Source organism: Kribbella sp. NPDC050470 (genome assembly GCF_044458365.1).
Lineage (GTDB): Bacteria > Actinomycetota > Actinomycetes > Propionibacteriales > Kribbellaceae > Kribbella.
In genome coordinates this window covers 391,199-401,705 of record NZ_JBITHV010000009.1, presented here as the reverse complement: position 1 = coordinate 401,705, position 10,507 = coordinate 391,199, and the positions used below count along the sequence as shown (strand labels likewise).

General features: G+C 69.8%; 10 protein-coding genes. 2 read left to right on the top strand and 8 right to left on the bottom strand.

Annotated elements, in window-relative coordinates; all coding sequences use genetic code 11:
• The first annotated feature begins 121 nt into the window (after window positions 1-121).
• On the top strand, window positions 122-1,084 hold the full coding sequence (locus ACIBGM_RS28745) for an endonuclease/exonuclease/phosphatase family protein (protein WP_396387282.1): 963 nt from the start codon (window positions 122-124) through the stop codon (window positions 1,082-1,084).
• Here ACIBGM_RS28745 and ACIBGM_RS28740 read toward each other — a convergent pair.
• Window positions 1,079-1,855, bottom strand: coding sequence for a TetR/AcrR family transcriptional regulator (locus ACIBGM_RS28740; RefSeq protein ID WP_396387281.1), 777 nt, complete (start codon window positions 1,853-1,855; stop codon window positions 1,079-1,081). The two genes, ACIBGM_RS28745 and ACIBGM_RS28740, sit on opposite strands and share 6 nt — an antisense overlap.
• 19 nt (window positions 1,856-1,874) lie before the next feature.
• Entirely contained in the window at window positions 1,875-2,708 is an 834-nt protein-coding gene (locus ACIBGM_RS28735) for an NmrA family NAD(P)-binding protein (RefSeq protein ID WP_396387280.1), read from the bottom strand.
• 104 nt (window positions 2,709-2,812) lie between these two features.
• On the opposite strand from ACIBGM_RS28735, the gene ACIBGM_RS28730 reads away from it, so the two are divergent.
• Window positions 2,813-3,934, top strand: coding sequence for an Rv2578c family radical SAM protein (locus ACIBGM_RS28730; RefSeq protein WP_396387279.1), 1,122 nt, complete (start codon window positions 2,813-2,815; stop codon window positions 3,932-3,934).
• 409 nt (window positions 3,935-4,343) lie between these two features.
• Here the strand turns inward: ACIBGM_RS28730 and guaA are convergent, their stop codons facing one another.
• The 6 genes from guaA to ACIBGM_RS28700 are packed head-to-tail and all read right to left on the bottom strand — an operon-like array spanning window position 4,344 to window position 10,452.
• Window positions 4,344-5,894 carry a glutamine-hydrolyzing GMP synthase gene (gene guaA / locus ACIBGM_RS28725; RefSeq protein WP_396387278.1) on the bottom strand — a complete coding sequence of 517 codons (1,551 nt, stop codon included), beginning with the start codon at window positions 5,892-5,894 and terminating at the stop codon, window positions 4,344-4,346.
• 9 nt (window positions 5,895-5,903) lie between these two features.
• On the bottom strand, window positions 5,904-6,089 hold the full coding sequence (locus tag ACIBGM_RS28720; protein WP_396387277.1) for a hypothetical protein: 186 nt from the start codon (window positions 6,087-6,089) through the stop codon (window positions 5,904-5,906).
• Window positions 6,090-6,108: 19 nt separating this feature from the next.
• The gene (locus ACIBGM_RS28715; RefSeq protein ID WP_396387276.1) at window positions 6,109-7,179 is read right to left on the bottom strand and encodes a hypothetical protein; all 1,071 of its coding nucleotides are present in this window, start codon (window positions 7,177-7,179) and stop codon (window positions 6,109-6,111) included.
• Window positions 7,176-8,021, bottom strand: a complete 846-nt coding sequence (gene bioD, locus ACIBGM_RS28710) for an ATP-dependent dethiobiotin synthetase BioD (protein ID WP_396387275.1) — start codon at window positions 8,019-8,021, stop codon at window positions 7,176-7,178. Before bioD ends, ACIBGM_RS28715 begins: the two co-directional genes overlap by 4 nt.
• The gene (locus ACIBGM_RS28705; RefSeq protein WP_396387274.1) at window positions 8,018-9,139 is read right to left on the bottom strand and encodes an 8-amino-7-oxononanoate synthase; all 1,122 of its coding nucleotides are present in this window, start codon (window positions 9,137-9,139) and stop codon (window positions 8,018-8,020) included. Before ACIBGM_RS28705 ends, bioD begins: the two co-directional genes overlap by 4 nt.
• Window positions 9,139-10,452, bottom strand: coding sequence for an adenosylmethionine--8-amino-7-oxononanoate transaminase (locus tag ACIBGM_RS28700; protein ID WP_396387273.1), 1,314 nt, complete (start codon window positions 10,450-10,452; stop codon window positions 9,139-9,141). Before ACIBGM_RS28700 ends, ACIBGM_RS28705 begins: the two co-directional genes overlap by 1 nt.
• Window positions 10,453-10,507 lie beyond the last annotated feature (55 nt).

Sequence of the window (10,507 nt, the reverse complement as noted above, 5' to 3'; positions counted from 1 at the left end):
GCAACCTACGGCATTCCGGGGGCCCACCCGGAAGTCGGCGACTGTTCGCTTCGTGTTGGTGACGGGCGGTGGCGAACGGCGTACTTTCAGGAGTAGTTCGTCAGTCGGAAGGGGTCGGGACATGACGCTGACGGTGGGGACCTTCAACCTCAACAACCTGTTCGACCGGTGGAACTTCGCCGGTGCGGTGGACGTGCTCGCGCAAGGCACCAGCTCGGTGCCGGCGACGTACACCTTCGACGACGAGCACCGCCGCCGGTTGCAGCTGGACAGCCGCGGCAAGCTGCTGGTCGCGAAGAAGCCGGAGGACACGAACCGGGTCGCCGAACGGCTGCTGGCCGCGGACGTCGACGTGTGGGTCGTGCAGGAGGTCGAGAACGCCGACGTACTGCGCGAGTTCAACCGCGAGCACCTGAACGGCGGCTACGAGCACGTGATGGTGATCGACGGCAACGACTCGACCCGGTTCATCGACATCGGCATCCTGTCCCGGCGGCCGCTCGGCGGCGTGACCAGCTACCAGCGCACGTTCCACCCGGCCGTGCCGGACCGGCCGATCTTCTCCCGCGACCTGGTCGAGGCGGAGATCCTGGACACCCGCGGGCGGAAGGTGCTGACCGTGTTCGGGACGCACCTGAAGTCGAAGTTCGTCGACTTCACCGTCGAGGACCCGGTCGCCGCGTTCGAGGCCGCACAACTGCTGCGGACCCAGCAGGCGGACACGATCATGCGGATCATCGCGCAGCGGACCAGCACCCGGCAGCGGTTCCTGCTCTGCGGCGACATGAACGACACCCCGGACTCGCCGGCGCTGGCGGCGTACCAGAAGGCGGGGCTGGTGAACGCGCTGCTGACGCCGACCGAGATCGGCACGGTCACGACGACCGTCGAGCTGCCGGCGAACCCGGCCTGGACGTCGACGTTCAAGGAGTCCGGGCAGCCGCGGACGTTCGACCTGATCGACCAGATCTGGCTGTCGCCGGCGCTGGCGCCGCGGCTGCGGGACGCGTTCATCGGCCGGCGGAAGAAGCTCGCCCGCGACGGGACCGATCACGATCCGGCGTGGATCTCCCTTGATCTATAGGGTTTTCGCTTGGGCCTCGATCCCGTCCAGGAGGCGGTCGAGGCCGTAGCGGGACGCGTCGGTGGCGGCCTCGCGGACGGTGTCCTGGTAGCCGTTCGCGTTCCAGATGGCCGTCATCGCGGGATGTCTTTCGACGTCGAAGTACGTCTCCCAGAGGTCGTTGCGGTCGTACCACCACGCCTCGTTGCTCTGCCCGGTCGCGCGCTCGACCAACTCGTTCTCGGCCAGCAGTCCGGCGGCGGAGTCGACGTACGTCGTGATGGCGAGCGCAGCCGTGTTCGTGTCGCGCGGACTGAGGTCGAGTGGGAGCAGCGTGGAGAGCAGGTACTCGCGGCCGGCCAGCATGCCCGGGCCGACCGGCGGGCGGACGGTGGAGACCCGGGCTAGCCAGGGATGGCGCTCGTACATGGCTCTGGTCTGCTCGGAGTACACCTCCACCTGCTCGCGCCAGTCCGTCGGTCTGGGCTCGCCGGGGCCGGGTAGCTGCCGCTCAGCCAGGGTCTGGTCGACCATGAGGTCCAGCAGCTCTTCCTTGGACGGCACGTAGGTGTAGAGCGTCATCGTGCCTACGCCCAGGGCCTTGGCGACGCCACCCATGGAGGCTGCGTCGAGTCCACGCTCGTCGGCCAACTGGATGCCTGCCCGCACCACTCCGTCGACGTCCAGCGACGGGCGTCGGCCGGCGGTACGCCGTACCTGCTCTCGCTGGTTCCGCCAAAGCAGAGCGAGCGTGCGCTCGGGCTGGCCTCCACCGCTGTGCCGCACTGTCACGTGCACAGCGTCCCATGCGTCAGCGGAAGGCCTCGGCGTTGGCTACCGCCCACTCGCGATAGGTCGTCGCCGGGCGGCCCGTCAACTGCTGCACTGTCGGCTCTGGAGTCATCGGGTGCTCAGCCATCATGCGGAAGCCGTCGAGCAACCACTGTGCGGTCTCAGTGCCCACGATCGGCGTCCAGACGGCCATGTACTCCTCGGGCGACTGCTCCTCGAACTTCACCTCGCGGCCGAGCGCCTGGGAGATGCACTCGACCTGCTGTGGTGCGGTCAGCCCTTCCGGTCCGCTCATGGTGAGCTTCTGGCCTGTGTAGCTCTCGGTTTTGATCACGACCCTGGCGACGGCGGCGATGTCCTTGAGGTCGATCGGCGTCTGGACCGCCGCCGGGTAGGGCGCGCGTACGACGTTGTCCGCCTTGATCGACGCGGCCCAGTCGATGGTGTTGTTCATGAACTGGCCCGGCCGCAGGTGCGTCCACTCGAAGCCGCCCTGCTCGATCGCACGCTCGACCTTGTAGTAGTGCCACTCCGCCGGATCCCCTTGCGCTTCGTACTCCGCGGGCTCACCGGACAGTACGACGACCCGCCGTACGCCGGCCTGTTGCGCCGCAGTCACGAAGTCGTCGACGTACGCCGGAAGTGGTGCGAGGTAGACGGTGTCGACGCCGTGCAGTGCGGCCGGGAGGGTCTCCGGCTTGCCCAGGTAGCCCTTCGCGACCTCGACGGTTTGCGGGAGCGCGGCCTTCTTGGGGTTGTTGGTGAGTGCTCGCACCGGCGCATCTGCCGCCACGAGCTCGTCGACGAGGAGCCGGCCCACGCTGCCCGTCGCGCCGGTCACCAGGATCGTCATGTGCATCCTCCCCTGCTGGCTATTTTCGTAGGATATACGGGAATAGCCTCGGTATGCACATGGCCGACTTGAAGATCCGGGGAACATATGTTCGACTGTGGTGCATGAGATGGGCTGGTCAGCAGGTCGACGCGGAGACTCCGGGGACGTTGCCGGGGCTCGGGTCGATCGCGGGCCTGGTCCGGTCGGTGACCACGCCGGAGTTCCGCGGCGTCACCTTCCACGAGGTGCTGGCGCGCTCGGCGCTGAACTCGGTGCCGGGGACGTCGCTGCCGTTCAACTGGACGATCAACCCGTACCGCGGCTGCACGCACGCCTGCCGCTACTGCTTCGCCCGGCCGACCCACCGCTACCTGGAACTCGACGAGGGCGCCGACTTCGACCAGCAGATCGTGGTCAAGACGAACGTGGTGGACGTCCTCCGCCGCGAGCTCGCCCGCCCCTCCTGGCGCGGCGAACAGGTTGCCCTGGGCACCAATACCGATCCCTACCAGCGGGCCGAGGGCCGCTACCGGCTGATGCCGGGGATCATCGAGGCGCTGGCCGGCTCGGGGACGCCGCTGTCCGTGCTGACCAAGGGCACGCTGCTGCGCCGCGACCTCGACCTGCTGTCCGCGGCCGCGTCCGAGGTCTCCGTCGGCATCGGCGTCTCCCTGGCCTTGGCCGACGAGGACCTCCGCAAACTCGTCGACCCCGGCGCCCCGTCCGTCCGCGGCCGCCTCGACCTGATCCGCGCCGTACGCAACGCCAACCTCCCCTGCGGCGTCATGGTCGCGCCCGTCCTCCCCTGGCTCACCGACTCGACCGAGCACCTGGACTCGCTCCTGGGGATGTTGGCCGAGGCCGGCGCCACCGGCGTCACCCCACTCGTCCTGCACCTCCGCCCAGGCGCCAAGGAATGGTTCATGACCTGGCTCTCCCAAACCCGCCCCGACCTGGTCCCCCGCTACACCTCCCTCTACGCCCACGGCCCCAACGCCGCCCCCAGCTACCTCACCGCCTTCCAGTCCAAAATCCACCCCCTCCTGGACAAACACGGCTTCGGCCGAGCCTCCCACCACCGCTCCGACCCGATCCCCGCCTCCACCGACACCCCGCCCGGCCCAACCGCAGCCCGCTTCCGCCCACCCCCACACCGCAACCCCGTCCGCCACCCCCGAGGCACCCACCGCCCCGCCCCCCTCCCCCACCAAACCCCCGACCCAACCCAACAAACCCTCTTCTGACCCGACGTTTGCCGAGTCGTCGATTTCGGTGCTTCAGCGAGCGGAACTACAACAGAAATCCACAACTCGGCGAACCACCGCCGGGTGAACCGCCCGTCAGCACCCAGCGAGCTTCCGTCATCGGGCGACCGCCGCGCCAGCTCCAGATCCGTTCGGGGGATGCGGTTCAGCAGGCGCGTAGCGGCGGCGGAGGAGTCCGCGTAGCGGCGGCGGAGGAGTCCGCGTAGCGGCGGCGGAGGAGTCCGCGTAGCGGCGGCGGAGGAGTCCGCGTAGCGGCGGCGGTGGGTGAGTGCGGTCAGCGGATTCACGTGGGTGGTCGACGGGCAGCCGCACCCAGAGGGGCGGGTGGGAGCGCCCGGCGAGCGCCCGCGACCGAGGAGCGGGCGTGGCGGGTGGGTGGGCTACGCGGTTACTCCCACTCGATGGTGCCTGGGGGTTTGCTGGTGATGTCGAGGGTGACCCGGTTGATTTCGTCGACCTCGTTGGTGATGCGGGTGGAGATGCGTTCGAGGACGTCGTACGGGAGACGGGCCCAGTCGGCGGTCATGGCGTCTTCGCTGGTGACCGGGCGGAGGACGACCGGGTGGCCGTAGGTGCGACCGTCGCCCTGGACGCCGACCGAGCGGACGTCGGCCAGCAGGACGACCGGGAACTGCCAGATGTCGCGGTCCAGGCCGGCCGCGGTGAGCTCGGTGCGGGCGATCAGGTCGGCGGCGCGGAGGATGTCGAGGCGGTCCTTGGTGACCTCGCCGATGATGCGGATGCTCAGGCCCGGGCCCGGGAACGGGTGCCGGTAGACCATCGCCTCCGGCAGTCCGACGGCCAGGCCGAGCTCGCGAACCTCGTCCTTGAACAGGGTGCGCAGCGGCTCGATCAGGCTGAACTGCAGGTCATCGGGCAGGCCGCCGACGTTGTGGTGCGACTTGATGTTCGCGGCGCCGGCACCGCCGCCGGACTCGACCACGTCCGGGTACAGCGTGCCCTGGACGAGGAACTCGATGTGCCGCTCGGCGTCCACCTTGCGGGCGGTCGCCTCGAAGGTCCGGATGAACTCGCGGCCGACGATCTTCCGCTTCTGCTCCGGGTCGGTCACACCGGCGAGCGCGCCGAGGAACTGGTCCTCCGCGTCGACCACCTCGAGCCGGATCCCGGTCGCGGCGACGAAATCCTTCTCGATCTGGTCCGACTCACCGGCGCGCTGCAGACCGTGGTCGACGTACACGCAGGTGAGCTGGTCGCCGATCGCCTTGTGCACCAGGGCCGCCGCGACCGCGGAGTCGACGCCGCCGGACAGCGCGCACAGCACCTGCTTGTCGCCGACCTGCCGGCGGATCAGCTCGACCTGCTCGTCCACGACGTTCGTGGTGGTCCAGTCGCCGTTGCAGCCGGCGATGTCGTACAGGAAGTGTTCGAGCACGGCCTGCCCGGCCTGCGAGTGCAGCACCTCCGGGTGCCACTGCACGCCGGCGAGCTGCCGCTCCAGGTCCTCGAACGCCGCGACGGGCGCGCCCTCGGACGCAGCCAGTACGGCGAAGCCGGCCGGCGGGGCGTGAACCGCGTCACCGTGGGACATCCACACGTTGAGGTCCTCGGGGATCCCGGCCAGCAGCGTGCCCGCCGAGCCCACAGTCACCGGGGTCCGGCCGAACTCGCGCAGACCGGTCCGGCGGACCTCGCCGCCGAGCGTCTGCGCCATCGCCTGGAACCCGTAGCAGATCCCGAACGCAGGCACCCCGGCGTCGAACAGCCCGGAGTCGACCCGCGGCGCACCCTCGGCGTAGACCGACTGCGGTCCGCCGGACAGGATGATCGCCTTCGGGTTCCGGGCCAGCATCTCCTCGACCGGCATCGAGTGCGGCACGATCTCGGAGTACACCTTGGCCTCGCGGACCCGGCGCGCGATCAGCTGCGCGTACTGCGCCCCGAAGTCGACGACCAGTACCAACTCATGCTCGCTCACCCGCAAAGCCTATCGGTGCACCTCAGCAGGGCCGTAATCCGGCGTTCGGAGGGGGTCGTTGGTGAGGTGGAGGTCGGGGAAGCGGCGGCGGAGGGCGGCTTCGTGGCGGGCGGCGGAGGCGGGGTCGCCGATGTAGTCGGCGATGAGGTGGGGGCCGAACCACAGGCGCACTCGGCGGCGAGGTGGGGAGCTCACCTGCGGGACGCTATCGCCGTCAGTTGTCGGCCGTATTGCTCCGCGTTACGACCCGAAGTCGCTTCGGTGCTCTGAAGGACAGCAGGTCGATCATCGGGGGCTCTTCCACGAGTTGTACGGCGGTCAGCAGGTCGGCCGCACACTCCAGCGCTACCCGCGCCTCGAGGCGAGCTAGGCCGGCGCCGAGACACCGGTGAATCCCGACTCCGAAGGCGAGATCGGCAGGCCCACCGTGGCCGGTCAGCCCGAGCAGAACGGGCGCGCCGGCAGGCACCTCCACCTCGCCGATCACAGCAGCCCGCGCCGCGACCCGCCGCCACGTAGGCACCGAGGAAGCCTCCCGCAACACCTCCTCCACCGCTTCGGCGGGCGCGAAAGACCTTCCGAGACACCGCTGGAAGGCGGTCGAGATCAATTGGGTGGTGGTTTCCTGGCCTGCGATCAGGAGGAAGTAGGCGACGGCGCAGACTTCCTCGTCGGTGAGGCCGAGGGCGACCAGTACGGCGAAGAGGTCGTCGGCCGGGGTTCGCCGGGCGGTTGTCGTGCGGGTGCGGAGCCAGGTGTAGAACTCAGCCGCGGTGTGGGCGAGCTCCAATTGACGGTCCTCGTCCGGCCGGCCCCAGAAGAGCTCCAGGGAGTCTTGGCTCCAGGACTTGAGCGACGGTACGTCGACGTCGCGCAGACCGAGCATGTGGAGGAGTACCAGGGCCGGAGGCTCGGCGGCGATGGATTCGACCAGGTCGACTTGCTGACCGGCCTCCAGCGCGGACATGGCGGAGGTGACCCGGGTCGATACGAGGGAGCGGGTCAGGGGCTCGATGGCTGCGACTCGGGCCGGGCTGAAGAAGCGGGCTACGGCTGCGCGGATCGGGCGGTGGGACTCGCCCGCGTTGTTCGCGAGCGTCGGCGGGAGTGCGAACCCGGCCGCCGACAGGACCCGCAGCGCCTTCACCGACAGCGGTGTGTGCGCGACTACGGCGTTGTCCGGGCGGAACGTGTCCGGATCCAGCAGCACCTCACGGGCGAGCGTTGGGTCGTCGACCACCCAGTACCCGAGCTCCTCGTCGTACCGAGCAGGGCAACCGGTCACGCGAACCAGCCCGGGGCGGCGCTTGCAAACCCGTCCGTTGCACTGGCTCCGGCTGGGATGCGCGCGATCACCGGTACGCCGGTCGTCGTCGGCAGATCCTCGAGGTTGCACTGCTCGGCGAGGTCAGGCTCGGTCGGCCAGGAGCCGATGATCAGCCCATCGATCGGAAGGTTGCGGCGGCGCAGCGCCTCGACGGTGAGGCCGGTGTGGTTGAGCGTGCCCAACCCGGAGCGCGTGACCACGACAAACCCGAAGGGCGTCGTCAGATGCTCGGCGAGGTCGGCAAGGCCACGGCCTTCTGCATCGAGGCCGACCAGCAGACCACCGGCGCCTTCGACCAGAACGGTGTCGTGTGTCGCCGCCAGGTCGTCGATCAGCTTGGCGTGCTCTTCGACGGTCGGCAGGAGGACGCCTTCCCGGCGCGCGGCTGTCGTCGGCGCGAGCGGGTCCCGCAGGCGAACGCCCTCGTGGAAGGTGATCAAGCCGGCCGGAGCGGCAAGCCGCCCGCCGTCGTCAAAGCCGGTCGCGCCGCCCCGCGCGGCGCCGGAGGCGCCTTCGCGGAAGGCGGCCGCGCCACCCTGCGCGGCGCCGGAGACACCTTCGCGGACGGTGGCAGAGGTGGGCTGGGCGGCGCGGGGGGCAGCTTCGTGGAAGGTGGCCGGGGTGGGCTGCGCGGTTAGGCGGCGGATTTCGTCGAGGTCGCCTGGTTCTTCGGGGGTGACTCCGGTTTGGGCGGGTTTGACGATTGCGACCGAGCCGGCGAGGGCGGCGCGTGTGGCCAGGGCGGCGGTGGCGATGGTTTTGCCGACGCCGGTGTCGGTGCCGGTGATGATCGTGATCATGTGAACCGGCCGATCGCGTCGAGCACGACGGTGCACGCGCGGTCCAGGTCGGCCGAGGTCAAACCCGCGTTGGCGGTCAGGCGCAGGCGCGAGACGCCGTCGGGAACGGACGGCGGGCGGAAACTGCCGACCCGCACACCTGCGGACAAGCAGAGTTCGGCGGCTTGGACCGTCTCGCGTGGTCCGGGCATCGGAACGGAGACGACCGCGCCGGACGGTGGCGGAACGTTGCAGGCTGCCGCGAGTTGCGCCGTCGCACGGTGGATGGCCTCGGGACGCCCCGGCTCGGCCTGCAACACCTGGAGCGCGGCCAGAGCAGCAGCGCAGGCGGCCGGATTGAGCCCGGTGTCATAGATGAACGGCCGCGCCCGGTTGACCAGGTGCTCGCGCAGCACCGACGGTCCCAGGACAGCGCCGCCTTGCGAGGCCAAGGACTTGGACAACGTCATGGTGACGATCACGTGGTCGAGACCCGCCAGCCCCGCCGCCGCAACCGAACCACGCCCCCCGCCGGTGACGCCCAGACCGTGGGCTTCGTCGACCAGGAGTACGGCGTCGTGCGCCTGAGCAACGGCGGCAAGCGAGGCCATCGGCGCCTCGTCGCTCAACACGCTGAACACGGACTCGGTCATCACCAGCGCATGCGGTTCGTTGCGCTCGGCAAGAACCTTCTCGACGGCATCCACGTCGTTGTGCGGGACGACCTCGACCCGCGACCGTGAGAGACGGCAGGCATCCACCAGTGAGGCGTGGACGTGTTCGTCGGACACCAGCACAGTGCCAGGCCCACCAAGGGCGGTGACGACGCCGAGGTTGGCGAGGTAGCCGGAGGAAAACGCCAAGCCAGACTCCTGACCGACGTACGCGGCGAGCGCCGACTCAAGCTCCTCGTGCAGGGCCGTCGTACCGGTGACGAGGCGGGACGCTGTCGCGCCGGTTCCCCAAGTCTGCAAGGCCTCGGCGGCGGCGGAGACGACACGCGGGTCGCGCGACAGGCCGAGGTAGTCGTTGCCCGCAAGGTCGATCAGGTCATCACCAGCAGACCGAGCGCGGAGCCGGCGGGTGAGGCCCCGCGACTCCAGAGCAGCCGCCTTGGGCGCGAGCCACGACTCGAGCATCAGCCGACCTCCTCCACAGCACCGGTGATCGCCGAGGTAATCGTCGCGATCTCCTCGGCGGTGCAGACGTACGGCGGCATCGTGTAGACAAGGTCGCGGAACGGCCGCACCCACACGCCCCGCCGGAGTACGGCGTCCGTCATCCGCTTCATGTCGACCGGACCATCCAGTTGTACGACGCCGACCGCACCGATCACGCGGACGTCCTTGACCCCCGGCAGCGACGCCGCCGGAGCCAGACCAGCCGACAGACCCGCAGAAATCCCGGCGATCCGGCCGGCCCAGTCCTGCGACAGCAGCAGGTCGATCGAAGCAAGCGCGACCGCGCACGCCAACGGGTTCGCCATGAAAGTCGGGCCGTGCATCAGCGCACCACCTGGACCGTCGGACACGGTGTGCGCGACGTCCGTCGTACACAAGGTCGCGGCCAGCGAGAGGTACCCGCCGGTCAGCGCCTTGCCGACGCAGAGGATGTCGGGATCGATCCCCGCGTGCTCGGACGCGAACAGAGTCCCGGTCCGGCCGAAGCCAGTGGCGATCTCGTCCAGGATCAGCAGGAACCCGTGACGATCAGCGAGGTCACGCAGCACCCGCAGGCAGGCCGGGCTGGATGGGTACATCCCACCCGCGCCCTGCAGGACCGGCTCGACGACGATCGCGGCGATCTCTCCCGCATGCTCGTCCGCGAGCGCGGTCAGGGCGGCGGCCCAGGCCCGGAGCTCGGGATCGTCGTCCGGCCGGTCGAACCCGGCCGGTGGCCGCGGGCCGAACACCTGCTCCTTCAGGGCCCCGGTGAACAGCGAGTGCATCCCGTTCACCGGGTCGCAGACACTCATCGGCGCGAACGTGTCGCCGTGGTACCCGCCGCGGACGGTCAGCATCCGGGTTCGCCCGTTGTTGCCCCGGGCAACCTGGTACTGCAGGGCGAGCTTGATCGCGACCTCGACCGACACCGAGCCCGAGTCGCAGAAGAACACGTGCTGCAGCGGGTCCGGACTGATCTCGACCAGCCGCTCGGCCAGCCGGATCGCGGGCTCGTGGGTCAGTCCGCCGAACATCACGTGGCTGAAGTCGTCCACCTGGCTCTTCACCGCGGCGTCCAGCACCGGGTTGCGGTAGCCGTGGATCATGCACCACCAGGACGCCATCGCGTCGATCGCCTCGACCGTGCCGCCGGCCTCGTCGTCCAGCCGCAGCCGGACGCCAGCGGCGCCGCGGACCAGCCGGACCGGGGACGGATCGCTCAGCGAGGAGTACGGATGCCACAGCCGTTCCGCATCCCGTTGCCACCACTCGCCGCCCACCACGCTCACCTTCCGTCCTGATCCGTCCGCACGCGGTCTGTTAGCTCTCCGTGCACTGAGCAGC